The sequence below is a fragment of the Lysinibacillus sp. OL1 genome (genome assembly GCF_004332175.1).
Lineage (GTDB): Bacteria > Bacillota > Bacilli > Bacillales_A > Planococcaceae > Lysinibacillus > Lysinibacillus capsici.
In genome coordinates this window covers 1-24,871 of record NZ_SJDS01000008.1, presented here as the reverse complement: position 1 = coordinate 24,871, position 24,871 = coordinate 1, and the positions used below count along the sequence as shown (strand labels likewise).

The 24,871-nt window shown below is 37.9% G+C and carries 26 protein-coding genes and 1 riboswitch; of the genes, 16 read left to right on the top strand and 10 right to left on the bottom strand.

Going from position 1 to position 24,871, the window contains the following annotated elements:
• Positions 1 to 177: 177 nt before the first annotated feature.
• The gene (locus EW028_RS14890) at positions 178 to 1,362 is read right to left on the bottom strand and encodes an MFS transporter (RefSeq protein ID WP_131521438.1); all 1,185 of its coding nucleotides are present in this window, start codon (positions 1,360 to 1,362) and stop codon (positions 178 to 180) included.
• Positions 1,363 to 1,476: 114 nt separating this feature from the next.
• Between EW028_RS14890 and EW028_RS14885 the strand changes: the two genes are divergently transcribed.
• Positions 1,477 to 1,779: an ArsR/SmtB family transcription factor gene (locus tag EW028_RS14885; protein ID WP_131521437.1), complete on the top strand. Its 303-nt coding sequence runs from the start codon at positions 1,477 to 1,479 to the stop codon at positions 1,777 to 1,779.
• Positions 1,780 to 2,239: 460 nt separating this feature from the next.
• Here EW028_RS14885 and EW028_RS14880 read toward each other — a convergent pair whose 3' ends face one another.
• From EW028_RS14880 to crcB (EW028_RS14870), 3 genes are read right to left on the bottom strand one after another with little or no spacing between them, the layout of a single operon-like run.
• A complete protein-coding gene (locus EW028_RS14880) occupies positions 2,240 to 2,587 on the bottom strand; it encodes a hypothetical protein (protein ID WP_048392463.1) in 348 nt (115 codons plus the stop codon).
• 14 nt (positions 2,588 to 2,601) lie between these two features.
• A complete protein-coding gene (gene crcB / locus EW028_RS14875; RefSeq protein ID WP_131521436.1) occupies positions 2,602 to 2,931 on the bottom strand; it encodes a fluoride efflux transporter CrcB in 330 nt (109 codons plus the stop codon).
• On the bottom strand, positions 2,928 to 3,293 hold the full coding sequence (gene crcB, locus EW028_RS14870; protein WP_131521435.1) for a fluoride efflux transporter CrcB: 366 nt from the start codon (positions 3,291 to 3,293) through the stop codon (positions 2,928 to 2,930). The genes crcB (EW028_RS14875) and crcB (EW028_RS14870) overlap by 4 nt, the downstream gene beginning before the upstream one ends.
• Before the next feature lie 884 nt (positions 3,294 to 4,177).
• Here crcB (EW028_RS14870) and EW028_RS14865 point away from each other — a divergent pair.
• Positions 4,178 to 5,920, top strand: coding sequence for an ABC transporter ATP-binding protein (locus EW028_RS14865; protein WP_115673309.1), 1,743 nt, complete (start codon positions 4,178 to 4,180; stop codon positions 5,918 to 5,920).
• Positions 5,917 to 7,650, top strand: a complete 1,734-nt coding sequence (locus EW028_RS14860; protein WP_131521434.1) for an ABC transporter ATP-binding protein — start codon at positions 5,917 to 5,919, stop codon at positions 7,648 to 7,650. Before EW028_RS14865 ends, EW028_RS14860 begins: the two co-directional genes overlap by 4 nt.
• A 44-nt stretch (positions 7,651 to 7,694) precedes the next feature.
• Here EW028_RS14860 and EW028_RS14855 read toward each other — a convergent pair whose 3' ends face one another.
• Entirely contained in the window at positions 7,695 to 8,063 is a 369-nt protein-coding gene (locus EW028_RS14855) for a hypothetical protein (RefSeq protein WP_048392470.1), read from the bottom strand.
• A gap of 195 nt (positions 8,064 to 8,258) precedes the next feature.
• Between EW028_RS14855 and EW028_RS14850 the strand changes: the two genes are divergently transcribed.
• The 5 genes from EW028_RS14850 to EW028_RS14830 all read left to right on the top strand — a co-directional run bounded on the left by EW028_RS14850 (position 8,259) and on the right by EW028_RS14830 (position 12,403).
• Positions 8,259 to 8,762: an RNA polymerase sigma factor gene (locus EW028_RS14850; RefSeq protein ID WP_131521433.1), complete on the top strand. Its 504-nt coding sequence runs from the start codon at positions 8,259 to 8,261 to the stop codon at positions 8,760 to 8,762.
• The gene (locus EW028_RS14845; RefSeq protein ID WP_131521579.1) at positions 8,755 to 9,756 is read left to right on the top strand and encodes an anti sigma factor C-terminal domain-containing protein; all 1,002 of its coding nucleotides are present in this window, start codon (positions 8,755 to 8,757) and stop codon (positions 9,754 to 9,756) included. Before EW028_RS14850 ends, EW028_RS14845 begins: the two co-directional genes overlap by 8 nt.
• 173 nt (positions 9,757 to 9,929) lie before the next feature.
• Positions 9,930 to 10,685 carry an SDR family NAD(P)-dependent oxidoreductase gene (locus EW028_RS14840; RefSeq protein WP_036077242.1) on the top strand — a complete coding sequence of 252 codons (756 nt, stop codon included), beginning with the start codon at positions 9,930 to 9,932 and terminating at the stop codon, positions 10,683 to 10,685.
• A gap of 25 nt (positions 10,686 to 10,710) precedes the next feature.
• A complete protein-coding gene (locus EW028_RS14835) occupies positions 10,711 to 11,139 on the top strand; it encodes a MarR family winged helix-turn-helix transcriptional regulator (RefSeq protein WP_004230567.1) in 429 nt (142 codons plus the stop codon).
• Between the two features lie 490 nt (positions 11,140 to 11,629).
• Complete coding sequence (locus tag EW028_RS14830; protein ID WP_131521432.1) at positions 11,630 to 12,403, top strand: IclR family transcriptional regulator; 774 nt, start codon at positions 11,630 to 11,632, stop codon at positions 12,401 to 12,403.
• A 27-nt stretch (positions 12,404 to 12,430) separates the two neighbouring features.
• Here EW028_RS14830 and EW028_RS14825 read toward each other — a convergent pair whose 3' ends face one another.
• Entirely contained in the window at positions 12,431 to 13,630 is a 1,200-nt protein-coding gene (locus EW028_RS14825) for an aminotransferase class V-fold PLP-dependent enzyme (RefSeq protein ID WP_131521431.1), read from the bottom strand.
• 14 nt (positions 13,631 to 13,644) lie between these two features.
• Positions 13,645 to 14,733, bottom strand: a complete 1,089-nt coding sequence (locus EW028_RS14820) for a M24 family metallopeptidase (protein WP_131521430.1) — start codon at positions 14,731 to 14,733, stop codon at positions 13,645 to 13,647.
• Between the two features lie 292 nt (positions 14,734 to 15,025).
• Here EW028_RS14820 and EW028_RS14815 point away from each other — a divergent pair, with 292 nt between their 5' ends.
• From EW028_RS14815 to lepB, 4 genes are all read left to right on the top strand, one after another.
• Positions 15,026 to 15,961 carry an LCP family glycopolymer transferase gene (locus tag EW028_RS14815; protein ID WP_054550408.1) on the top strand — a complete coding sequence of 312 codons (936 nt, stop codon included), beginning with the start codon at positions 15,026 to 15,028 and terminating at the stop codon, positions 15,959 to 15,961.
• A gap of 68 nt (positions 15,962 to 16,029) precedes the next feature.
• Positions 16,030 to 16,173 carry a hypothetical protein gene (locus EW028_RS25340; RefSeq protein ID WP_155483397.1) on the top strand — a complete coding sequence of 48 codons (144 nt, stop codon included), beginning with the start codon at positions 16,030 to 16,032 and terminating at the stop codon, positions 16,171 to 16,173.
• 139 nt (positions 16,174 to 16,312) lie between these two features.
• Entirely contained in the window at positions 16,313 to 16,423 is a 111-nt protein-coding gene (locus EW028_RS14810) for a hypothetical protein (RefSeq protein WP_004230560.1), read from the top strand.
• 149 nt (positions 16,424 to 16,572) lie between these two features.
• Complete coding sequence (lepB, locus tag EW028_RS14805; protein ID WP_048392477.1) at positions 16,573 to 17,133, top strand: signal peptidase I; 561 nt, start codon at positions 16,573 to 16,575, stop codon at positions 17,131 to 17,133.
• Positions 17,134 to 17,169: 36 nt separating this feature from the next.
• On the opposite strand, the gene EW028_RS14800 is transcribed toward lepB, so the two are convergent.
• Positions 17,170 to 17,373 carry a hypothetical protein gene (locus EW028_RS14800; protein ID WP_036218669.1) on the bottom strand — a complete coding sequence of 68 codons (204 nt, stop codon included), beginning with the start codon at positions 17,371 to 17,373 and terminating at the stop codon, positions 17,170 to 17,172.
• Between the two features lie 159 nt (positions 17,374 to 17,532).
• Positions 17,533 to 17,632: riboswitch (purine riboswitch) on the top strand.
• A 73-nt stretch (positions 17,633 to 17,705) separates the two neighbouring features.
• Here EW028_RS14800 and EW028_RS14795 point away from each other — a divergent pair.
• Together EW028_RS14795 and EW028_RS14790 are read left to right on the top strand one after the other, a co-directional pair.
• Positions 17,706 to 18,896, top strand: coding sequence for an MFS transporter (locus EW028_RS14795; protein WP_131521429.1), 1,191 nt, complete (start codon positions 17,706 to 17,708; stop codon positions 18,894 to 18,896).
• Positions 18,897 to 19,149: 253 nt separating this feature from the next.
• Positions 19,150 to 21,756: a cation-translocating P-type ATPase gene (locus EW028_RS14790; protein WP_131521428.1), complete on the top strand. Its 2,607-nt coding sequence runs from the start codon at positions 19,150 to 19,152 to the stop codon at positions 21,754 to 21,756.
• A 48-nt stretch (positions 21,757 to 21,804) separates the two neighbouring features.
• Here the strand turns inward: EW028_RS14790 and EW028_RS14785 are convergent, their stop codons facing one another.
• Positions 21,805 to 22,287, bottom strand: a complete 483-nt coding sequence (locus EW028_RS14785) for a DUF3231 family protein (RefSeq protein WP_048392480.1) — start codon at positions 22,285 to 22,287, stop codon at positions 21,805 to 21,807.
• Positions 22,288 to 22,384: 97 nt separating this feature from the next.
• Entirely contained in the window at positions 22,385 to 23,041 is a 657-nt protein-coding gene (locus EW028_RS14780) for a cupin domain-containing protein (RefSeq protein ID WP_349679724.1), read from the bottom strand.
• A 239-nt stretch (positions 23,042 to 23,280) separates the two neighbouring features.
• On the opposite strand from EW028_RS14780, the gene EW028_RS14775 reads away from it, so the two are divergent.
• Together EW028_RS14775 and EW028_RS14770 are read left to right on the top strand one after the other, a co-directional pair.
• Entirely contained in the window at positions 23,281 to 23,502 is a 222-nt protein-coding gene (locus EW028_RS14775) for a transcriptional regulator (RefSeq protein ID WP_048392481.1), read from the top strand.
• On the top strand, positions 23,499 to 24,758 hold the full coding sequence (locus EW028_RS14770; protein WP_131521427.1) for a Y-family DNA polymerase: 1,260 nt from the start codon (positions 23,499 to 23,501) through the stop codon (positions 24,756 to 24,758). The genes EW028_RS14775 and EW028_RS14770 overlap by 4 nt, the downstream gene beginning before the upstream one ends.
• Positions 24,759 to 24,871: the final 113 nt, after the last annotated feature.

Genomic DNA, 24,871 nt, shown 5'->3' with positions numbered 1-24,871 from the left:
CCCCTAACTGCAAAATATTGAGTTACTCATAAAAAACATATTTCAGACACTAAAAAGTCAGCTACTTGTACTTTAAGTAGTTGGCTTTTTAGTATTAGTATTTTAACTGCATGATTTTCAGCAACTAGATATATAGGGTAAATTATTAATCCTAGTAAGTATCGGCATGATAAATTTTTAAGCAGTTGTATTTTTTGAATTGATTTGCTGATTAGTAGGTAGAACTCCACTTTTTATGAATAAAATCAATGAAAAAGTAAAACAAATTCCTGTAAAGATACTAACAGCAATAAAACCGCCGATGTTTGCGTAAAGCATTCCAGCTACAAACGATCCTAACGTTGTGCCGAAATACATTGATGCATTTGCAAGTGATGCGATCGTTCCGCGTGCTGTAAAAGAGAGTGTTTGCAATAAACTCATCATAAGTGGAAAAACAATTCCTACGCACAGAAAAATTAAAAAATAAGCAGCTTTAATATATGGTAAACCTGGTAAAAAAGGAAGGACTAGATAAAGCAAAACGAGTAGCATTACTCCAAAAGAGAGAGAGGTTTTTATACCCATTTTTTTAACCAAGCTACTTCCAAAGAAACTGCTAATTGTATTACCTAAGCCAAGGAATAAAAACACAGTTCCAATACTTGCTATGCTGAGCTGAAATTTGTCAGAAAGCCATGTGCCGATAAAGGAGAATGCAGCAAAATTTCCTAGTTGAAAAATAAAGTAGCCGAGAAAAGCTAACTTTGATCTTGATTCACCCAGTAGAGCACGGTAACGTCCTAAAATAGAAGAATCTTTCTCGTGTGAATGAACTGATGGCATAGATGGCAATAAAACCGCAATAAGAATGGCTAGAAAGAAAGAGCAAATTCCAATAATGATAAACGGGGTTGGCCAACCGAAAGTAGCTAGATAACTACCGATTGGCACACCTAACATTTGAGAAACAGCTAGTCCTGCAGTGGCTATACCCATAGCTTTTAGTATTTTGTTAGATGGAACTAACTGGGGAATAGCTGCCCAGACTTGAGGCGAAGTAAACGCAGCACTAACCCCTGCTAAAAATCGAAATAAAAACATACTCCAAAAGCCCGTAGCATACCCACATAGCAAGGTGAATATACCAAAACTAAGTATGCCAACCAGCATCACTTTTTTGCGATTCCAGCTATCTGAAAGAGGTCCAGAAATTAACGCAAATAATGCATATCCCAAAGCATAGGCAGATACAATCCAACCTGACTTTTCAATAGAAATGTCAAAAACATCACGTAGTGTTGGTAATAAAGGAGAGACAATAAACGTGTCAGTTCCGATAATAAACATGATAAAGAAAAATAAAGTTAATATTTTTTTCATAGCAAATCTCCTATATTTCTATTGTTCGAATATAATCGAACAATAGAAATATATCACCAACTATGATATATTGCAATTATTAAATTAATAATTATTTTTAGGTAGGTGACTAATATGAGAACGCTTTACCATCCAAGTTTTAATGAAATCAATCTATCAACTGTACTTTATGCACTTAGTGATCAAATAAGGCTAGATATAATTAAGAGTTTAGCTGCAAATGGGGAACAATCTTGTAGTAATCTTGAAATTCCTGTTGCAAAATCAACCCTCTCGCATCACTTTAAGGTGCTTAGAGAGTCAGGGGTTATAAACACAAGAATAGAAGGAACTCAACGGTTCATTTCAATTAGATATGACGATTTAAATACTCGTTTTCCAGGTTTACTAAAGGCTATTTTACAGGGAGTAGAATAAAAACTTATCTAACGAAGGGGTTATCCGAAAGAGTTATTTTCTTCGTAAAAGATACGGTTATATTCAAGTTTGTGAGTTGCTCAAAATAGAAAAAGTTCTTGCCATACCCCAAAATAACTGGTAAAGATAAATTAATCAAAATCCAAAAATTTAATATGGGAAAATTAAAACGACATCTAATTTTTTAGATGTCGTCTCCTTTTTATATATAAAAAATGCTTATTTTAGGTGTAAAATGGCGTATTCCTAGGTTAATGTATATTGCATTTAAAAGGAAAGGTTCCAAATATGTCTCTTGTCTTTCCGATGTTGTAATAGAATGTTCTTCTACTGAAGTCAACGCTATGAATAATCATCTTATATTCAAACCAACATTTGATCTGACAGTGAGGGGAAAATAAAAGAAGTGTTGCAAAAACTTCAAATTTAAAAAAGGCGCCCTGGCAATTTCAAGTGGCGCCTAAAACATTTGAGGTAGAAATTCCCTCATGAATCGTTGATTTTTTCGTAACCATATCTTCAAAATCATGCGATGTGTTAACAGTTTATGCCTTTTATTTGGTCTCGCCTTTGCTTCTATGAGGCTCTGTAAAAGAATACAAGTTTCAGTTGCAAAAGCTTGAGGTTCAACGAGAACATCCAGCTTGTAATTAATTAACTGGGCTGTCTGAACCTTGGCAAGTAATTGCGCAAATTGTGTATTCATGGTAGCGTAATTTTCCTCTAATTCTAGGTCAATCAATGCATAGAGCGTTTGCTCTATTTCAACTTCTAATTCCTCCAATAACTCTTTTGACGGCTGTGTCACTAGTTCACCCTCTTTTATACGACTAGATAACCAATAGCTGCACAAAGTACGCCAATTAGCAAGGTACTGGCAATATAGCTAATGGCTTGTCTCCATTTTTGTTGTTCTATAAGCTGTAGACATTCAAATCCAAAAGTAGAAAAAGTTGTGTAGGCTCCTAAAAAACCTATGCCCATTAATTGCCATAACCAATCACTAAGATGTAGGGCAAATAAGAAACCAAGCGCAAAGGAGCCTGTACAATTAATCATAAAAGTCGCCCATGGATAGGGATGTACAAGTAATTTTCCTAAATAAAATCTAGAAAGAGCGCCAAAAAATCCACCAATTCCAACTAAAATCATGCAATACGCCCCCTAGCAAGTCGTATTCCCAGCCATGTGCAAACTAATCCACCTAAAACACTCACTGTAACATAGAGTACAGCCTGTAGCCACTCGCTATTTTCTAGGAGTAATAGTGTCTCTAAGGAAAATGTCGAAAAGGTAGTAAAAGCTCCACAAAACCCTGTACCTACTCCTAGTACAATAGGTGTGCGTTTTATAAATGAAGTAAAAAGCCATGCTAAGCAAAAGCAGCCCAGTAAATTAATAAACAGTGTTGTGAATGGAAATATTTCTGTATTGGGAACGGCGAGACTCAGACTATATCGACAGATGGCACCAAGAATTCCACCAATTCCCACGGCTAGAAATGACCTCAACATAAAAACCCCTTACTGAAAATGACTATAATGAAAGTGTATCATGAGACAAAAATTTTAGAAATATTTCAATTCAAGTTATGTCCCAAAATCGATTGTTAAAATGTATATAATGTATAGAAAGTTATAGATGCGCATGAAATAATATTTCGAAATATTATATGTGGAAAATGAAATATCTTTTATTATAAGGACAATTCTTTGTTCCTCTTATGTGAAGCCGTTGACGGAAAACCCGACACTACTAAATAATAAATAACTAAATAATAATTAACTAAATAAAGATGATGAGATAAGCATATGGAAGGAGTGCAACAGACGCAAAAAGAATATTCTCTTGTCTACTACTGGGTATCAAAATCTCTAGCCTTGGATTTCAGTCTTTAGGTTAATGTTTGTGCCGTAGAATTATTGTAAGGTTATAGACAACTCTGTAATTTTAAGCATGTTCTCCCCTTGATTCCTTAGAGCATTTCAATGCTTTAAAGCGCTAACTATTTCCTGAAAATGATAAAAAATAACAGGGTGATAGTTGACAAATATTTCTATAGTGTGATAATCTTCAAGAACACTATAACAAATAAACTAAAGGAGGGCATGACAATGTTAATTTTATCAGTATCAAATTCAATCACAGTTACATACATTGTCCGTGCCTAACGCTTTATTTACTATTGCAGAACTAGGTATGGAATTATCCTGCCTTTTATAAGAGACACTTACTCTTTTAGGGTATGTGTCTTTTTTTGTGCAAAAAAGGTTGTAGTGCAAACAAAAAAGGAGTGTATGTATATGACAAAAACAGTTAGAAGAATGATTTTCAAAAAGGAATTTCTAGAAAGTGGGTAGTCATCCACAACAGCACGGAGGAAAGAAGGTTATGATGTATGTTTGATGTGTTAAGTAAATTAGGCTGGTTCTTTAAAAAATACTGGAAGCAATATACGGTGGCCATTGTTCTACTAATGGTTGCCAGTGGATTAGAGGTTGTCCCTCCCTATTTACTCGGTTCTATTATAGATCTATTGACTGCAGGAGAAATGACACCAGCTATTTTAACAAAATATGTCTTGATTTTTATTGGGATTATTATTGGGGGCTATTTATTAAATTTTGTGTGGCAATTCCGACTATTTGAAGGAGCTATCAACCTTGAGAAAATTTTACGTCGTAATTTAATGCAGCATTTTTTACGTATGACCCCAACATTTTATGAAAAAAACCGTACCGGTGACCTGATGGCGCGTGCAACAAATGACTTGAATGCCGTATCCACGACAGCAGGTTTTGGCATTATGACGTTGATTGATTCAACGATTTATATGGGCTTTATCATTTTTGCGATGGGCTATATGATTTCGTGGAAGCTTACATTTTTTGCTATGTTACCAGTTCCTATTATGGCGATCCTCATTCAATATTTAGGGAAAATTGTTCATGAGCGATATATGAAGGCACAAGATGCTTTTGGGGAACTAAATGATAGTGTGCTAGAATCTGTAGCAGGAGTGCGAGTGGTGCGTGCCTATGTGCAGGAAAAAAAGGATGAGGCTAATTTTGCAGATATGAGTGAAGTTGTGTATGCGAAAAATATTCATACAGCGAAAATCAATGCTTTATTTGGCCCGATTACAAAAGTCGGAACAGGCATTAGCTATGTTGTAGCACTTGGTTACGGGGCTCATTTAGTGGCAACTGAGGCGATGACGGTTGGGCAACTGGTCACGTTTAATGTTTATTTAGGATTGGCTGTTTGGCCAATATTTGCAATTGGTGAGCTCATCAATGTTATGCAGCAGGGGAATGCCTCACTAGATCGCGTGCAGGAAACATTGAACTACGAGGCAGATGTTCAAAATATTCCGAATCCACAAATGATTGCGACACCAAATGCGATTGGCTTTGATGCCTTAACATTCCAATATCCGATGAGTCAGGTGAAAAACCTACAGCAGATTTCACTTTCCTTGAAAAAAGGCCAAACGCTTGGCATTGTTGGTAAAACGGGAGCAGGTAAAACAACCTTCCTACGCCAATTATTGCGAGAATACCCAATCGGTCAGGGACAGCTTTCCATTGACGGTATCGATATTACCGCTCAAACGAAGGAGCAGATCCTCGATTGGATTGGTTATGTGCCACAAGATCATGTGTTATTCTCACGAACTATTCGTGAAAATATATTATTTGGGAAAGAAGATGCAACACAAGCAGAGTTGCAGCAGGCGATACGTGCCGCGTATTTTGAAAAGGATTTAGACAATCTACCAATGGGCCTTGAAACACTTGTTGGAGAAAAGGGCGTCTCTCTTTCAGGTGGTCAAAAACAACGTGTATCTATTGCTCGTGCTTTAATTAAAGATCCTGAAATTTTAATGCTGGATGATTCACTCTCCGCTGTCGACGCGAAGACAGAGGCAAGAATTATTGAAAATATTCAGCGTGAACGTCAAGGTAAAACGACGATTATTACGACACATCGCTTGTCTGGTATTCAGCATGCCGATGTCATCATCGTACTGGATGATGGGCAAATTGTAGAGCAGGGAACACATGAGGAACTTCTTGCGCAACAAGGATGGTATAAAGAGCAATTTGACCGTCAGCAGCTAGAAGGAGGTGCCTCATGAGTACGAGTCAACGTTTAATGCGCTATGCGATGTATTTTAAAAAGCCGATACTATTAGGCTTATTCTTCCTAACAATTGCCGTATTCACGGAGCTTGTTGGACCGTTTATTGCGAAACATATTATTGATAATTACATGACAATCGGTCATATAGAAATCAAACCGATTACATGGTTGCTCATTGTTTATTTACTATTAGCCATTGCAACAGCCATATTACGTTATTTTATGTATATTTATTTACAAATTGGCGCGAACCGCGTCATCCAAAAATTACGTAAAGATGTCTTTGAACATATTCAAACTTTACCAATCCAATACTTTGACAATTTACCAGCAGGTAAAATTGTTGCGCGAGTAACAAATGATACAGAGGCAGTTCGGAATTTATATGTACAGGTACTATCCAATTTTGTGACGAGCTTCATTTCTATTTTTGGGGTGTATATAGCGCTCTTTATTTTAAATTGGAAAATGGCAATGCTTGCTTTAACCATGATTCCAATTGTTTATGTGTGGATGATTTTATATCGAAAATTTGCCTCTAAATATAACGATGTCATTCGTACAAAAATTGCAGATATTAATGCCATGATTAACGAATCTATTCAGGGCATGACAATTATTCAGGCGTTCCGTCGTGAGCAGCAAATGACGAAGGAATTTGATGACATGAATAATGAGCATTATGCGTATGAACGTAAGCTGCTGGTGCTAGATTCAGCTACATCCTTTAACCTTGTGAATACGCTAAGACTTATCATGTTTACGGTCTTTATTTTCTACTTTGGTACACGCTCATTCACAGCAACTGAAGTGATTACAGCAGGGACATTGTATGCATTTGTTGATTACTTAACAAAGCTATTTAATCCGATCACGAATATTGTGAACCAGTTTTCACAGCTTGAGCGTTCACTCATTGCAGGTAAACGTGTCTTTGAGGTGCTAGATACGAATGGTGAGCCTGTTTCTGAAAAGAGCATCCCACGATATAAAGGAAATGTGGTTTTCGAAGATGTTTCCTTTGCCTATAAAGATAATGACTATGTGCTGAAAAACCTGTCATTTGAAGCACATCAAGGTGAAACAATTGCCTTAGTTGGTCATACAGGTTCAGGGAAAAGTTCCATTATGAACTTGTTATTCCGCTTCTACGACCCATCAAAAGGCAAGATAACTATTGATGGCATTGATATTACTTCTGTTCCACGTCAAACGATGCGTGAACATATGGGTATTGTGCTACAGGACCCTTACTTATTTACGGGTACGATTGCATCCAATGTTAGCTTAAACAATCCGCGCATCTCTCACGAGAAAATAGAAGCTTCCTTAAATGCTGTCGGGGGGGAACGTGTTTTAGCTAATTTACCAAATGGCTATGAGGAGCCAGTTATTGAGAAGGGCAGCACATTATCTTCAGGACAACGTCAGTTGATTTCATTTGCACGCGCCCTGGCGTTTGATCCAGCCATTTTAATATTGGATGAAGCGACATCGAATATTGATACGGAAACGGAAGAAATTATTCAGCATGCGATGGATGTCCTGAAAAAAGGACGAACAACGTTTATTATTGCCCATCGACTTTCTACCATTAAAAATGCAGATCGTATTCTTGTACTTGATCGAGGAAAAATTGTAGAAAACGGCACGCATGATGAACTGCTAGCGCTTGGCGGAATTTATGACAAGATGTATCAAATGCAGGCGAACTCCATACAATAATAGCTTAAAAGCCCCACTTCAACTGTGAAGCGGGGCTTTTCTATTTATCTTACATATTTGAAGACATTGATAAAGAATAACAGGACAGACAGCGCTACAGCAATTCCACCACCAGACACGAAAAGCTCAAATAACCAGCGTGGTACATCCCAATACACCATCATCATGCCAACAAAAAGGAAGGGTAAACCGAGATTGTAAAGCCAGAACTGTGCTTTGGCGAGACCTGTCTCCGCAGCATTTTTATAAGTCGAATAAATTAAACCAATGAATCCAGTAGTCAGCCAACCTACCACACCAATATGAGCATGTGTCGCTTTCCATTGAAGTTGAACCGTATAATGCATAAACAGGCCAAAAGCAAAAACAATCAATAAATAAAAGACTGAAACCTTTATCCATTTAGCACCCATTATCCACAACTCCTTTCTTGAAAGTGATTTTAGCTAGCTGCTACAGTATATTCTTGTCAAATTAAAAAGATGCTTGTATGTATTTGAAAATAAATGTTGTTGGTTTTCATTAAACTAAAATATTTAATGGGAACTTTTTGTAATATGTAAACTTTTCATGGAGTTCTGCGTTGTATAGGCAGAAGGGAGGTGGACATGGTAAAGCAATCAATGAATGCATTTCTACAGCAGGCGGGAACGCTGCTATATCGTTATTTGAGAAAACGGGGATTAGCCCATGAGGATGCAGAAGATATCGTCCAAGATACATGTTATAAATTTTTATTACATAAAAATGGAATTCAGTCAGACAAAGTAATGAGCTGGTTATATCGTGTAGCAACCAATCAATTTTATGATCTCAAGAGAAAAGAAACACGTCATCCCACAACAGAATTAGAGGAAGTTCAATTGACTTCATTTATTCATATTCCTGAGATCCAGATGCTAAAGAAAGAAAAATTAAAGGATATCCACAATACACTCGAAACACTATCCATTTTACATCAGGAATTATTAATCCTGAAATATGAGCTGGGATTATCGTATAAGGAAATTTCAGCCCTGATGAATAAGAATGAAAACACACTAAAAACACATGTCAGACGTGCTAGGGAAGAATTTACTGAACGATTTAAGGAGGATGTTCATGATGAATAAGGAAGAAAATGAATTTTTGTTTGATGATAAACAAACGAAAAAAATAATGAGAAAGGCAAGGTTTTGGTCAACAGTCAAAATGATTGGGATTACATTGGTCGTTATACCAATTGTGCTAATAGCATTATGGTATGGGCTGAGGGCTTTATCGTTAAATAGTGCGCAAAAAGTAATGGATGATATTCATTTATTTAACGAAATAAGTGCGCCCAATGTCCAAATTAGTAATCAGGTTTATGACGATTATTTGCTGGGAGGGAAAATAACAACAACAACCTATAAGGTGCTTGGAGAGCAGCATCGGCCATATATTTGGAAGCCTATCAAAAGCGATTATAATTTATTTGGAACGCTTACACGAACGGCCATTTCTAGCCCCATCCAAATAGAAGGTTCAGAATCACTGGCTGAAACATATCAATTCGAACGGTTTAATGACTACACAGGTGACCGAGAAATGTTTTTTTATCATCCAAGGATTTCCTACGACCATTATCAAGATAATATTAGTGAACTGCATCAATTGGAGAAAAATACTTTAGTAGAATTAGCTATTTCCTTTAATGATGCCTATAGTTTTAGGGAAATTAAAAGCAAGCTACCTTCTGAAGTACAAGTAGATTGGTGGTGGGTGGATGCCTATACAGATGATACACTAGATTTTTTTAAACAAGGACAGAATACGATTTCAGCCAATGATCCATACATTTATGGCTTCCAATCAGAGCAATCCAAACCAAAACCCCGACGCACTTCAAATGATGAGGTTGAGACCTTTATTCGAAACATTGAGCTTCTGCGTAAAAGCAAGAACTTTGATTGGAAAACAAACCAGGTTTATCAAGCTTTAGTAGGGGAAAATGGAACCCTGGAGAAAAGTGATGTGAAAATAACTGGGGCTGTCGTAACTGGTACTCCAGAGCAATTGCAGTCTTTACAAGGACAAACCTACATTAAAGGGTCTACATTTGGTGTAATATCAAATCAGAAATAGAGCGAAGGAAAAGAGTAATCGGCACAAACATGTAGAAAGATCAATTTTAGAAAAGCTTATTTTGGATGAACCCTTCTCCAGAATAGGCTCTTTTATCGGAAACAATTTAGTTTAAAATTAAATAGTTTAATGTTAAACTATTAACAGATAAACAAGAAGGAGATGTTGTTGCAATGGGTAAACTACAAAACAAAGTGGTCATCATTACTGGTGGTGCAGGTGGTATTGGTAGTGGAATGGCAAAAGCTATGGTAAAGGAAGGAGCGATTGTTACAATTGTTGACTTAAATGCAGAAGCAGGCGAGGCAATGGCAAAAGAATTACAAGAAATGTCTCCGAAGTCTATGTTTTTACAGGCTAATCTAATGGAACGCGACCAATTACCAAAAATTATTGATACAGTCGTAGAAAAATACGGTAAACTAGATGTGCTAGTTAATAACGCTCATGCTGCTAAACAAGTTACAATAGAAGAAACTACACAAGCAGATCTTGATTTGTCATTTGGAACAGGTTTTTATCCAACCTTCTATTTAATGCAAGCAGCCCTACCGCATTTAAAAGAAACTAAGGGTAATATTATTAACTTTGCATCTGGAGCAGGCATTCAAGGTCATGAAACACAGGCTGCTTATGCCGCTGCCAAGGAAGCCATTCGTGGTATTTCCCGTGTTGCCGCAAATGAATGGGGACGTTTTGGTATTAATGTCAATATCATTAGTCCGCTTGCTGATTCACCAGGTGTACAAGCATGGGCAAAAGCACAGCCAGAGTATTATGAAGCGGTGAGAAGTAAAATCCCGTTAGGCCGTTTTGGTGATATTGAGCAAGATATTGGTCGAGTAGCTGTTTTCTTAGCTTCTGACGATTCTCAATACATTACAGGTCAAACGATTATGGTGGATGGAGGCTCACTAATGCTTCATTAATTCTCAGCGTTTGAGGAGGATTTTTTTGAAACAGACAAATATTTTTAAACTGATTCATATGATTGAACAGGTGAACAATGCGAATATTATACGTTTTACAAAAGCGTTCCCATATCCTTTAGGAATTTCACCAATTTTAGTTTTAAATGAGCTACATGTCAAAGGCCCTCAAAAACAAGCCGAATTAGCTGAGACAATCGGCTATACAAAAGGTGCTATGACGAGCATTGCCGAAAAGCTGGTCAAGCTTGGATTAGCAGAAAGACTATATGATCCATCCGACCGTCGCACCATTCGCTTACAAATTACAGACGAGGGTCAAAGCGCTTTAGCAAAGGCTCAATCTATCGGAAAAGAGGTCTTTGTACAGCTTTTTGAAGTATTAGATGATGAGGAAATTGCCCAATACTTGCGGATTCAAGAAAAATTAGTACAGGGTATCCAGCAGAAATAACCATGTAAAAAAATCAACCTACCTTTTAAGAGGTGGGTTGATTTTTCATTGTTGAGGCGGATTGGGTACGTAAACTGGTGGATAAAACTCAAAATGTGACGGATAAAAATAGGAATCTGGCGGATAGCCTTCCTTTTTTGCGTGATAGAATGTCTCTAAGTGGATAGAATGTCCAAACTGGTGGATAAAACTCAAAATGTGACGGATAAAAAGAGGATTCAGGCGGATAGCCTTCCTTTTTTGCGTGATAGAATGTCTCTAAGTGGATAGAATGCCCAAACTGGTGGATAAAACTCAAAATGTGACGGATAAAAAGAGGAATCTGGCGGATAGCCTTCCTTTTTTGCATGATAGAATGTCCATAGGAACTGCTTGAAATGAAATAGTTCATTTAAAATCTAATTGTAAAATAGTTGAATTTATTGAAAATTGTCCGTCTTCATTTTATAATCAAAATACGGTTCTATTATAGAGACATTTGAGGTGTGAAATGACATTAAAAACATTAGATAACTCATTGGAGGTACTGAAATATTTTAATAAGGAAAATCCTACATGGGGTGTTCGTGAGCTAGCAAAAGAGATGGATATTAGTCACTCTATTATTTATCGGATTTTAGCAACCTTCGAAAAACAAGGCTTTCTTATTCAAAATCCTGAGACAAAAAAATATGAATTAGGGCTTCGCTTTCTAGAATATGGCCAGATGGTTAAAGATAAATTAAATCTTTCTGACTTTGTTTTACCAATTATGATCAACCTTGCAGATACCATCAAAGAATCCGTATTTTTAACATGGCTGGATGGAACAGATGGTGTCACAGTAGAAATAGCTGAGAGCTCTCAAACCATTAAGTTTTCAGTGTCGATTGGCACGCGGACACCACTACATATCGGGGCATCTTGTAAAGTCATCATGGCTTATCTACCTGAAGAGAGAAAAAAGGAGATTATGGAGCATGGGATGAAAAGATTAACTCCTGAAACCATTACTGACCCTGCTGAAATGTTAGCCGATTTAGAAAAAATACAACAGCAAGGCTGGTGCTTTTCAACAGGAGAGTACTCTCATTCAGTATTTGGGCTAGGTGTACCTCTTTTTAATAGTAAAAAAGAAGTCATTGCCTCTTTAACAATTGCTGGCCCTATTTATCGTAAGCCAACAGAGGAGAAGTTACCTGATATGGTGAATGTTCTTCAATATGGAGCGATGAATATTCAACGGTATTTCGATCAATACAGCTTTAAATTATATCATGAATAAGCATGAAAAAGAGGCTCAAGATAGACATTAACTATCTTGAGCCTTTGCTTGGATTTTTTTCATGATGGATACGGCCTTGTCAATTTCTTCAAACGTATTAAAATAGTGTGGTGAAAAACGGGCCATTTTAGAAATTTGATTGCGTTCCATAATGGTATTTGCCATAAATGTGCCAGCTTCAATGATGACCCCATGTTCGGCTAAAGCATTGGTTAGCTCATCTGGTGACAGCCCTTCAATGTTAAACGGCGTAATTGATAATCGATGAGCACTATTTTGAGGACCATATAAGACAATGTTTGGAATGGTTGCAAGCTGTTCAATTAAATAGTTTGTTAGCTGCTTTACACGATCATATATGTGATGGATACCGATATTGTTCGCATAATCAATAGCTGCCCCTAAGCCGAAAATACTTGGAATGATCGGACAACCTGGTTCAAAACGTTTAGCGGTTTCTACAAAAGAATAGGCATTGTTTTGATAATCCCACTGGGTGCTGCCCCAGCCAATCATAATAGGTGTCAATGTTGGAATGAGTGCTTCTCGTACGTATAAAATACCTGATCCTTCAGGGCCGCGTAGCCATTTTCGTCCACATGCAACTAGAAAGTCACAGCCAAGTTCGGCAACATTCATTGGTGTTAAACCAAGTGTTTGATTGGCATTCATCAATGTGAGTACATGGTGTTGCTGGGCGAGCTGACATATTTCTTTGGCAGGCTGGAGTGCCCCAGCAGCATTGGACATATGGGCAAAGGCAATCAATTTTGTTTGTGGTGTGATGAGTTTCTCAAGTGCATATAAATCTACCATATATTCATCATTGGTTTTTAACACTTTCAGCTGAACCCCTTGTTGCTGAAGGGCAAGCCAAGGCACATAGTTACTCAACATTTCTGTGTCGAGCACTATGACCTCATCTCCCCGTTTCCATTGCAAGCCACCTGCGACATAATTAATCGCCATTGAACCGTTTGGCACAAAGGCAATCTCCTCTTTTGTTGCGCCGATGAACAATGCTGCTTTTTTTCGAATACGCTCTACTTGCGCATACGTTTCTTGACGAAAAGAGGGCAAGTAGGGACCAATACTTGCTTGTTTTTGGAGATAGCTAGTCATTTCATCCACTACTGGCTGTGGCATGGCAGATGCAGCAGCTGTGTTTAGATAAATATAGTGTTCAAGTAGCGGCATATCCTGTTGTATTTTCCTCATATCGATCATTGTACACACCAACCTTATAAAATGATTAATTCTTTCGAATAGGTCATTAAATTTTCGTAACCATTTTCTGTGACGATTAAATTATCCTCGATACGAACACCACCAACATCCTGCACATAGATACCTGGCTCCACGGTAAAGGCCATGCCTGGCTTTAACACTAGCTGATTACGCTGCATCATATAAGGCTCTTCATGTGCACTTAAACCAATGCCATGGCCAAGTCGGTGTGTGAAATAATTGCCATAGCCGGCATCGCGAATAATGCCTCTTGCCAGATCATCAATGGCATGAGCTGTCATACCTGGTTTTATGGCTGCTATGGCTGTTTCATTTGCTTGCTTCACAATGCTATAAATTGTTTTGAGCGTTGGAGAAACTTCTCCTAAAGCAACTGTTCTAGTCATATCCGCCACATAGCCCTTATAAATCGCGCCAAAATCTATGACAATTAATTCACCTGTCTCTATTTTCTTTGTGCTCGCTCTACCATGAGGAAGTGCACCTCGATAACCAGAAGCAACAATGGTTCCAAAAGGTGTTCCCTCTGATCCACGTCGTCTCATTTCATATTCTAATTGGGCTGCGACTTCCATCTCTGAAATACCAGCTTGAATAATCGGTAATGTGGCTGCAAGACTTTCTTCGACGATCTGTACAGCCTGACGCATGAGGGCTATTTCGTGTTCATCTTTTTCCATACGTATATCACGAATGGTTTCACCGATATCACATAAAGTGTCATATGTAAGGTTTTCGATAGCTTTCTGTTCCTTCACGTGCATGGTGTCAAACTCAACGGCAAGTGTCTGCGCTGTTCCTAGTTCTTTTTTTAGTTGCTGGATGGCCTGTGACGGTCCTTCCTCATCCGAATAGGATAAGATTGTCCCTCCATTACCCAAGTCAACTTTTGTTAATTCTACTTGTGGAACGAGAAAGTATAATTGATGATGAGCAGTAATAGCGACTACTGTTAGGCGTTCACTTTGCTTTAACTGAAGACCTGTAAAATAATACATATTTGACCCTGGCACTAGCACTGCTACATCAATTGACTGTTGCTGCATACGGGAAACGAGCTGCTCTCTTCTTTTTTGAAACATCGAGTGATTCCTCCTAAAAACGTTTCTATTATAGAGACGTTGTATCTGAAAAATAGTATATATCAACAATAATGAATTTTCAATAAATTAAGATAGCACCATTTTGATAGAGGGCAATGAATGTAAAAGGAAGATAATTGACAAATGAGGGAATAGTATGTTGTAAATTTAGTAAATACTAGTGTACGTCTTTTTTTCGTTCATTATGCATATAAGTAGACTAGATAAACTTTTTTCCAACTTAATACGTCAAAAAGAGGGGCAAAATTGTTAAGCAAGAAAGGACTTATGTATGGAAAAAAACATGAAACGCTCAAAAGAGAAAAAGAGCAAGAAAAAATTATGGCTGTGGATTGTTGGTAGCCTATTAGCAATTTTTTTAATTTTTATAGGTACTGCCTACTTTACCATCCAAAAAACTATGAATAAAATAAATACACCACTTATTCAAACAACAGATGCAGCACAACCAGAAGAAAAAACAGTGATTAAAAAAGATCCCTTTTCGGTTCTAATGCTTGGGGTCGATGAACGTAAAGATGATAGTGGACGTTCCGATACCATGATTGTAATCACTGTAAATCCTGAAAAGCAGACGATGAAAATGCTTAGTATACCCCGTGATACTCGAACAGAAATCGTTGGTCATGATACGGTAGATAAGATTAATCATGCCTATGCCTTTGGAGGCGTCCCTATGGCTGTGGATACGGTCGAAAATTTTTTAGATATACCCATTGATTATTATGTATTTATTAATATGGAGGGCTTTTTACAAATTATTGACACGCTGGGTGGCGTAACAATCGATAATGATATGGATTTAACCTTTGACGAATACCATTATCCAAAGGGAGAAATCACATTAGATGGTAATGAGGCCCTTATTTTTTCTCGTATTCGTTATGAAGATCCTCGCGGTGATTTTGGACGCCAAATTCGACAACGTCAAATCATTGAAGCGGTGATGAAAAAAGCCTCCACACCATCAACATTATTAAAAGCAACTGATATGTTGAATGTACTAGGCGACAATGTTCGCATGAACTTTTCAGTGAAGGACCTTATTCAGCTGCAAAGTATTTATAAAAAAATGGATAAGGATATTGAGCAGTTATCGTTCGAACAGGGAGACGGTGAAAGGATTAACCGCATTTGGTACTATATTCCGAATGAGGCAGAGCTTCAAAAAATACAAACAGATTTAAAAAACCATTTACAAAAGTAAGTAAGCAAGTTGCTTACAAATGTCGCATACTAGCTGTAAACTTTTTGGCCACGAAGGGAGGGAGATGAATGAATGGGAGGACCCAGGTGCTGAGGTATACAGCGCTGAATCATTGCATGCAAAGCTATGTACCTAAACGTAAAGTGCGAAAAAATCCAGTCCAATCAGCAATAAGAGGCCTACAAGTATTATGTTTAAAATTATTTATGTAAGGGATAAAAAATCATTCAGGTAGGGTGCATGCCTAGTTGAATGATTTTTTTGCTGTTATTCATCATTTTTCGATATTTCTTGAAATATCAGAAAATTAAGTGTATACTGACATTAGAAATGGTTAAAGGAGTGATTGTGATGATTGTAGGCACAATTTTATTAGCATTTGCATTACCAGTGGGTATCGTATTAGCAGTAGATTTATTAAACGAGCAGCATCACTCTGCTACACAAACTAACCATTCATAACGTTGAAACAGTAAAATATCAATTTCTAGACAATGTTACTTTGTAGCCTTGTCTATTTTTCTATGAATAGGAAACAATTTGTGTGATTCATTCGTCAATAATAGTGAGAAAATGTTATACTATTAAAAAAACAGTATCGGGGAATGAGCATGCAAGCGGAAAAAACATCCAATCTTAAAAAAGAAATATTATCCTACATCAAAATTATTGTCATTACAGCTGTTGTTGTTTTTGGCTGTAAGCAATTCTTATTTGCGCCGATTAAAGTACAGGGAGCATCTATGTATCCTACTTATCACGATAAGGATATTATTATTGTAAGCAAAACAAGTAAAATCGAGCGTTTTGATCAAATTGTTTTCCAATCTCCTGTCGAAGATGAGTTATATATTAAACGTGTCATTGGTCTTCCAGGGGATAAAGTGGAAATGAAAGATGATGTATTGTACGTCAATGGCAAAGCATATAAAGAAGATTATGTGAACCGTCAAACGGATGATCCTAATCAATTACGCATTACGGAAAACTTTACATTGGAACAATTAGTGAATGAAAAAGAAGTGCCAGAGGGCATGTATTTTGTGCTTGGTGACAATCGCCTAAAAAGTAGTGACAGTCGCCATTATGGTTTAATTTCAGAGGATGCTGTATATGGTGAATCGAAATTAATACTATATCCATTTAGTCATTTTCATATTGGCTCAAAATGATGAAAAAAGAGGTCACTCCATTGAGTAGCCTCTTTTTTATTGTTGGGGTAAATCGGTACAGCTTTTATAAGTGGGATAATAGACACAAATCCTTGAATTTTCAACGGTTTCCTTGATGGGCGATGGCTTACTTTTCATGGGCGATTGCATTGCTGGTTCTTCATTTGTGAACGCTTCTTCTACTAATTCTACGCCATAAAATAGTATTAAAAAATAGCAGACAAATCCTACTATACGCAAACAATCACCTCGTAAAATAGTTATTGTATGTTTATATATATGGTCAAATTCGTCGAAATATAAGCAGAAAATCGAAATTTTCTCTTGCCAAAAAGATTTTTAGAGGCAATGAATTCTATGAAAAAAGCTATTGTCAATGAAATTTTGATGTGCTACTATAGCTAAAGTAAATATTTGATCTGTATAACCTCAATAATATGGATTGAGGGTCTCTACCAGGAACCATAAAATCCTGACTACAAAACTTTGCTTCATTTTTGTAGTCAGGATTTTTTTAGTTTGTTTTAAAACAATCTCCTACAAAAATGAACGGTATCGAAGGGGAGATTACGATGAATTGGAGAGTTTATATTCTTGCTGTGACTACCTTTGCAGTAGGGTTAGTTGAATTAATTGTTGGTGGAATCCTGCCAAATATTGCAGAGGATTTAGATGTGTCTTTAGCGACAGCGGGACAATTAATTACTATTTTTGCACTTGTTTATGCGATTTCTGCGCCTGTCCTACTATCCTTGACAGCCAAGGTGGAACGCAAGCGCTTATTCCTTATTTCTTTATTTATTTTTACGTTAGGAAATCTAATGACCTTCTTTAGTACAACGTTTATCATTGTGCTAATCGCACGTATTTTCACAGCTATGAGTACAGCGTTAGTGATTGTTTTATCATTAACGATTACAACTAAAATCGTAGAGCCTCGCCATCGTGCTAAAGCACTGGGGCTTGTTTTTATGGGGGTAAGTTCTGCGTTGGTGATCGGTGTGCCAATGGGTATTTTTATTACAGAAGCGTTTGGCTGGCGAGCCATATTTTTAGGTATTAGTATCCTATCAACGATTTCAATGATATTAATTGCTTTATTACTTGAAAAAATGCCAATTGGAGAAGTAGTGCCACTCAAGGCGCAAATTAAATCGCTGGCGAATTTAAAAATCCTGACAGCACAGTTAACTACCTTATTTATGCTAGCGGGCCATTACATGCTCTACGCCTATTTAACACCATTTTTAGTAGAGGCATTTGATATGAAAGCTTCATGGATTAGTATTTGTTACTTAATTTTTGGTATTGCCTCTGTTAGTGGAAATGCTGTAGGTGGATGGGTGAGTGATAAAATTGGCACAAGTAAAGCCATTATTTTAATTGTCTCAGCCTTTGCCATTGTCTTATTTAGTATTCCTTATACAATTATTGCCCTTCCACTGTTTTTAGTATTTACGGTTTTATGGGGTGCGTTGAGCTGGGCACTGACACCGCCATTACAAAATTACTTAATTCAGGCGGATCCTCAATCATCGGATATTCAGCAAAGCCTAAATACAGCTGCCCTGCAAATTGGTATTTCTATCGGATCAGCAGTTGGTGGCGCAATGTTTGCTTGGACAGGTTCTGTTATGCACCTAGCTAGCTTTGGTACGATTCTAGTTCTTTGTGCATTAGGCTGCGCGATCTTTTCTATTAAAAGGGCACCTCTTGGACAGGAGCAGCACGTAGATTATCAGTCAGCACATCATCATTCATAATCGAACGATAGCCCTGAAAGGTATTGGGAAAGCCATCCCAATACCTTTTTAATTGGTTTGCATGAATCTATTTTCGTACACTTCCCAAAATTAAATTCTCTATGGTTTCTTAGCATACTCTAATTACCTATGGAATAGATTGTTGTAGTTAATGAATTTACAGATTTGAGGAGTTTGAGATTTTAAGAGCGAATATTATTTTTAAGAAAAATAGTAGGAGACTTTCAAATCTTGTAAATGGAAGGAGAACTCAATGACTGAATATCATCAACAATCATCTGCTGAAGTCATGAAGATATTGAACGTCACCACGCAAGGTTTGACTGATGATGACGTCCAAAAGAGGCAACAAGTCTATGGCTATAATGTATTAGAGGAAGGGAAAAAGACAAGTACGTTGGCTGTTTTTATGGGCCAATTCAAAGATTTATTGGTCATCATTTTACTCGTTGCTGCCTTCGTTTCCTTTCTACTAGGAGAAGTAGAAAGTACTATTGTGATCATGATCGTGGTTATTTTAAATGCCATTTTAGGTACAGTGCAGCATGTGAAGGCCGAACAATCATTAGATAATCTAAAAGCATTGACCTCTCCCATTGCCAAGGTCATGCGTCATAATCAACTAGTAGAAATTCCTTCTGAAGAAATTGTAGTAGGGGACCTTCTGATGTTGGAGGCGGGAGATTATATTAATGCGGATGGAAGACTACTAGAAAGCCATAATTTACACATCAACGAAAGCTCTCTTACAGGCGAATCAATTGCTGTGGCAAAAAGTACAGACCCCATTCGGAAGCAGAATATCACCATTGCGGATAAGAAAAATATGGTGTACTCAGGAAGTTTTGTGACCAATGGACGTGGCATCGTGATGGTTACGGCAATTGGGATGCAGACGGAAATCGGAAAAATTGCGAATTTACTCGATACAGCAAAGGAAAAGAAAACGCCATTACAAATTAGTCTCGATCAATTCGGTGAAAAATTAGCCTTAGGGATTACGCTGATTTGTTTAGCAATCTTTACGATTGATCTTATCCGAGGACGAGCCTTAGTGGAATCCTTTATGTTTGCTGTATCTCTTGCTGTGGCGGCTATCCCCGAGGCTTTAAGTTCTATCGTGACCATCGTATTAGCTTTTGGCACCCAAAAGATGGCAAAGGAAAATGCGATCATCCGCAAGCTTTATGCTGTGGAAAGTTTGGGGAGTGTATCGGTCATCTGTTCTGATAAAACAGGTACTTTAACAGAAAATAAAATGGTAGTACAGGAAGTTTTTGTGGACCAGAAGAAAATTCCTCATGATTGGCTCAATCCAATAAATCCAGTGGAAAAAGAACTAATGGTAAAAGCGCTTTTATGTAGTGACGCTGTCGAGCGTGACCACAAAGAAATTGGTGATCCTACAGAAATTGCGCTCGTGAAATTGGGGAAACAGTATGGGTTAGATGAATTGAAGATACGTGAGCAATATCCACGATTGGCTGAAATTCCATTTGATTCGACGAGGAAGCTTATGAGCACTGTCAATCAGATGGACAAGCAGCCCATCATGATTACCAAAGGGGCTCTGGATGTACTCTTACCAAAAGTGACACGAATCAAAACATCAACAGGTATTTTTGAGATAACCCCGCAGCATCGCCAGAAAATCGAGGCGGTGAATCGTGATTTTTCTATGAATGGTTTAAGGGTGTTAGCCATTGCTTATAAGGAGGTATTGCCTCTACAAAAAGTCGATCCACGAGCGGAACGAGATTTAATCTTTGTCGGCTTAGTAGCGATGATGGACCCTCCGAGAAAAGAGTCGAAAGAGGCTGTGGAAAGCTGTATAAAGGCAGGTATTAAACCCGTCATGATTACAGGAGACCATAAAATTACAGCAACCGCGATTGCCGAACAAATTGGTATTTTGCAAAATCCAGCTGAAGCTATAGAGGGACATGCACTCGAAGGCTTAACTGATCAAGAGCTGCAAGAGAAAGTACAGGATTATTCTGTTTATGCCCGTGTTACACCAGCCCAAAAAATTCGAATTGTTAAAGCATGGCAGGATAAAGGACATGTGGTTGCCATGACAGGAGACGGTGTCAATGATGGACCTGCTTTGAAGCAAGCAGATATTGGGGTGGCTATGGGCGTAACAGGCACAGAGGTTGCAAAAGATGCCTCATCCATGATTTTAACGGATGACAATTTTTCAACAATTGTTAAAGCAATCGCCAATGGCCGTAGCATCTATACAAATATTAAAAATGCCATTCTGTTCTTATTATCTGGAAATGCAGGCGCTATTTTTGTCGTGTTATATGCAACGGTTCTGGGCTTACCTGTTCCTTTTGCACCTGTCCATCTTCTATTCATCAACTTATTAACAGATAGTCTGCCTGCTATTGCCATCGGTTTAGAGCCAAATAATAAGAAGACAATGAAGGACAAGCCTAGAAACATTCATACTCCTTTATTAAATAAAAAATTTACCACACAAGTTGTGCTTGAAGGCATATTAATCGCCATCTCCACCATTATTGCGTTTCAAATCGGTTTATCGACAGGCGATACGTTAACAGCAAGCACGATGGCCTTTACAACACTATGCTTGTCAAGGTTAGTGCATGGCTTTAATTCTCGATCCAAACAATCCATCTTTGCGATTGGTGTATTTTCGAATAAATATACGTGGTTCGCCTTTATCATTGGTGTGCTAAGTTTACACATGGTCTTATTTATGCCGATGCTTACAACGGTCTTTGAGGTAGCTCCATTAACACCAGCACAGCTAGGCTTTATTTATAGCCTATCGGTGTTACCATTCCTAGTCAATCAATGGTATAAGCTACTGTTCGTGAGAAATCGATAAAGATTAAAAAAAGAAGCTTCCGTTAGTTATTAAAACGGAGGCTTCTTTTTAGTGTGTAGAGGCTAATAACCAGCCTTTACTCTTACTTAGGTCAATCAATCTCGCTCCAAGTAGCGCATAACGCATATGGAGTTCACTATATTTGGTTAGATGTGTTTTCTTTACTGCCAGCTCTAAAGCTTGGCTTACGGCAATCAAAGAAGAGGCAATATTCATCGATAAAATAGCACTTATTTCGCCATCATTAATGAAAGATTTCCCACGAATATCCGTTATTTTCATTTTACTGTATTCTATTGATGCTGTTGGTGCCAGCACACCGTTTTCCTTTAATAGCAGTGTTAGCTGTTTATTTTCCTCTTTTAAACATTGAATAAATTCCAATGTAAGGATTTTTAAGTTTTTATCACGCGTATGCTTAAAAAAAGCATGACTGGAAGCAATATAGCCTTGATTGATCCCAAGCTGTGACCAAAGCTTGAAAACCTCCTTAAATCGTAGCGATGCTAGATTTTCATTTATCATTGTCATCCTGACACTTCCTAACTCTTAGGTTGATTTAAGATTAGGATGTAGCAGTAAATGACATTCTATTCATCTTTTACAATAAAAAATGTATAAGAGGTCGCTAATAGTAGGTGCCATAAGGGTACATAGGAGGGTAACGATAGGGATAAGGGTATGGACATGGTTTCATATATTGCTGTGGCATGGTTGGTTTATAAGGGGCTTGATCGGTTGCTGATTGGACACGATTGCAGCCTTTTGCTGGTCCGATATAAGTCGTAGGAACAATCGGTGCAATCGTTTTCTTCCATTGTTCTTCATCTAAACAATACGTATGGGCCATAATATTGGCTGGTGTGAATTTTAAGATATCAGAGCCTAAAATGACCTCTGGCGTTGGCGCATCAAAAATAGCAAGTAGATGCGTGTCATCTTCTGTGGCTACTTCATAATGCCACCAGCCCTGTGGTACATTCGCAACCTGCCCAGGCTTGATAGGATAGTTTTGAATTTTCTTGGTAAAGGGATTCAATATAGAAACCGTTGCTGCTCCTGCAATACAATAGACAAGCTCTGCAGCATTTTGATGGTAATGTGGCTCGATGACATTGTCTTTACTTAAAAAAATATCAAGCAAAGATGTATTTTCTAATGTATTTAATTGTTCCACACCGAGAATATTAATGTAATTTCGGGAGTCTTTTTTAAAAAGCGTACTTTTATTGACATCAAAAGTGAACGCTGCAGAAGGGGAGTTATAATCGATATTTGAGCTGATACTTACATCCTTTCTCATATAAATTGAGCTATTCATCATCATAGATTATGTTTTAGGTACTTCTAGACTTACACAAATGCCTAGCTACAGTCAGCCTCTGTCTGGAAAAAAATTAGCTAAAATTACCACTTCTATTTCAGAACATACGTGCGTATAATAAAAACACAAACGTTTGTTCTTAGTTATCAAAAACTCTGTTCAACATGAACGCAAACAGAGTCAGTAAAGGAGCATTCAACATGAAAGAACAGTTGATAAAAGCCATGCATCGTCACCAAATCGTTCACATGATGTATATAGCGAAATCAGGTGCCATTACGAAAAGGCGCGTGAAAATTATCCACATTAAAGGTGATTCCTTTACCGCCTTTTGTTTTACAAGGCTAGCGAAGCGTACGTTTCATATTAACAATGTTCTAGCACTTCTGCCCATTCTCCAACGGGAGTCTGAGGTGATATGAATTACAACGACTTCCCACAGAAAGATATTTTTTGTATTGATATGAAGTGCTTTTATGCAAGCTGTATTGCCATGCTAGAAGGGCTAGATGTGCTGACAGATCCAATTGCTATCATCGGTAATTTTGAACAACCTGGTAGTATTGTGCTGGCTGCATCACCAGTGATGAAAGAAAAATTTAACATTAAAACAGGGAATCGGCGTTATGAAATTCCCAAACATCCAGATATTAAGTTGTTTGAACCAAAAATGTCCTTTTTTCTAGAGATGTCCATGGCCATTACGCGTCTGATTGCACAATATGTCCCTCCAGAGGCGATCCATGTTTATAGTGTGGATGAAAGCTTTATAGATCTAACAGGCACGGAGCAACTTTGGGGTTCGCCTGAGCAGGTAGCCAAATTGATTCAGGAAGACATCTATGAAAAGTTTCGCATTCCGTCCGCCATTGGCATGGGACCAAACATGTTGATGGCTAAATTAGCATTAGATTTAGAGGCAAAAAAAACAGGCTTTGCCAAATGGACCTATGCCGATGTCCCAACAAAGCTTTGGCCAGTGCGTCCTTTATCTGATATGTGGGGGATTGGGAAACAGATGGCAGCCAATTTAAATGCGATGGGCATTCAAACAGTCGGTGGATTAGCCCATGCCGATTTAGCCGAATTAGAAAAGCGCTTTGGTATTATGGGTAATCAATACTATTACCATGCATGGGGCATTGATCTCTCCACATTAGGTGAGCCATTGGTGAACAATGCGGCATTAAGCTTTGGGAAGGGCCAAATGCTCATGAAGGATTATCACACACGAAAGGATATTGCGGTTGTACTCCTAGAAATGTGTGAGGATGTGATGCGACGTACACGAGAAGCAGGCTATGTCGGGCGGACTGTTAGCTTGGGGCTCTCTTACAGTCGCAATGCGATGACGAAGGGGTTCCATCGCTCAAGAACCATCGAAAGTCCAACCAATGAGACCCTTGTTATGTATCAGACTTGTCTGGACTTACTAGATGAGCATTTTGCGGGTGAGCCAGCGCGTCAATTATCTGTTAGACTGACAAATTTAGAGGCAGAGCGTAGCATTCAGCTTGATTTATTTGATGAGCGTAAGGACCAGCGACAGGTCATTGGTCATGTCATGGATGCGATTCGTAGAAAATATGGAGTGGTGGCCTTATTACGCGCAGCCTCCTATACCAGCGCTGGTACAGCTATTTCACGGAATCGCTTAGTGGGCGGGCATTTAGCATAAGGAGTGGAAAAAATGATAAGAGATAGAGGAACGATGTAATCAATAGTATAATTATAGGTAGGATGTATAGTATTTAATGATACATCCTACCTTATTTTTTTATTGTTGTTTAT

Bases quoted from the DNA above. Each gene is read 5' to 3' on its own strand.
- EW028_RS14890 (WP_131521438.1), bottom strand. From the start codon at position 1,362: ATGAAAAAAATATTAACTTTATTTTTCTTTATCATGTTTATTATCGGA.
- EW028_RS14885 (WP_131521437.1), top strand. From the start codon at position 1,477: ATGAGAACGCTTTACCATCCAAGTTTTAATGAAATCAATCTATCAACT.
- crcB (WP_131521436.1), bottom strand. From the start codon at position 2,931: ATGATTTTAGTTGGAATTGGTGGATTTTTTGGCGCTCTTTCTAGATTT.
- crcB (WP_131521435.1), bottom strand. From the start codon at position 3,293: ATGTTGAGGTCATTTCTAGCCGTGGGAATTGGTGGAATTCTTGGTGCC.
- EW028_RS14865 (WP_115673309.1), top strand. From the start codon at position 4,178: ATGTTTGATGTGTTAAGTAAATTAGGCTGGTTCTTTAAAAAATACTGG.
- EW028_RS14860 (WP_131521434.1), top strand. From the start codon at position 5,917: ATGAGTACGAGTCAACGTTTAATGCGCTATGCGATGTATTTTAAAAAG.
- EW028_RS14855 (WP_048392470.1), bottom strand. From the start codon at position 8,063: ATGGGTGCTAAATGGATAAAGGTTTCAGTCTTTTATTTATTGATTGTT.
- EW028_RS14850 (WP_131521433.1), top strand. From the start codon at position 8,259: ATGGTAAAGCAATCAATGAATGCATTTCTACAGCAGGCGGGAACGCTG.
- EW028_RS14845 (WP_131521579.1), top strand. From the start codon at position 8,755: ATGAATAAGGAAGAAAATGAATTTTTGTTTGATGATAAACAAACGAAA.
- EW028_RS14840 (WP_036077242.1), top strand. From the start codon at position 9,930: ATGGGTAAACTACAAAACAAAGTGGTCATCATTACTGGTGGTGCAGGT.
- EW028_RS14830 (WP_131521432.1), top strand. From the start codon at position 11,630: ATGACATTAAAAACATTAGATAACTCATTGGAGGTACTGAAATATTTT.
- EW028_RS14825 (WP_131521431.1), bottom strand. From the start codon at position 13,630: ATGATCGATATGAGGAAAATACAACAGGATATGCCGCTACTTGAACAC.
- EW028_RS14820 (WP_131521430.1), bottom strand. From the start codon at position 14,733: ATGTTTCAAAAAAGAAGAGAGCAGCTCGTTTCCCGTATGCAGCAACAG.
- EW028_RS14815 (WP_054550408.1), top strand. From the start codon at position 15,026: ATGGAAAAAAACATGAAACGCTCAAAAGAGAAAAAGAGCAAGAAAAAA.
- EW028_RS25340 (WP_155483397.1), top strand. From the start codon at position 16,030: ATGAATGGGAGGACCCAGGTGCTGAGGTATACAGCGCTGAATCATTGC.
- EW028_RS14810 (WP_004230560.1), top strand. From the start codon at position 16,313: ATGATTGTAGGCACAATTTTATTAGCATTTGCATTACCAGTGGGTATC.
- lepB (WP_048392477.1), top strand. From the start codon at position 16,573: ATGCAAGCGGAAAAAACATCCAATCTTAAAAAAGAAATATTATCCTAC.
- EW028_RS14795 (WP_131521429.1), top strand. From the start codon at position 17,706: ATGAATTGGAGAGTTTATATTCTTGCTGTGACTACCTTTGCAGTAGGG.
- EW028_RS14790 (WP_131521428.1), top strand. From the start codon at position 19,150: ATGACTGAATATCATCAACAATCATCTGCTGAAGTCATGAAGATATTG.
- EW028_RS14785 (WP_048392480.1), bottom strand. From the start codon at position 22,287: ATGACAATGATAAATGAAAATCTAGCATCGCTACGATTTAAGGAGGTT.
- EW028_RS14775 (WP_048392481.1), top strand. From the start codon at position 23,281: ATGAAAGAACAGTTGATAAAAGCCATGCATCGTCACCAAATCGTTCAC.
- EW028_RS14770 (WP_131521427.1), top strand. From the start codon at position 23,499: ATGAATTACAACGACTTCCCACAGAAAGATATTTTTTGTATTGATATG.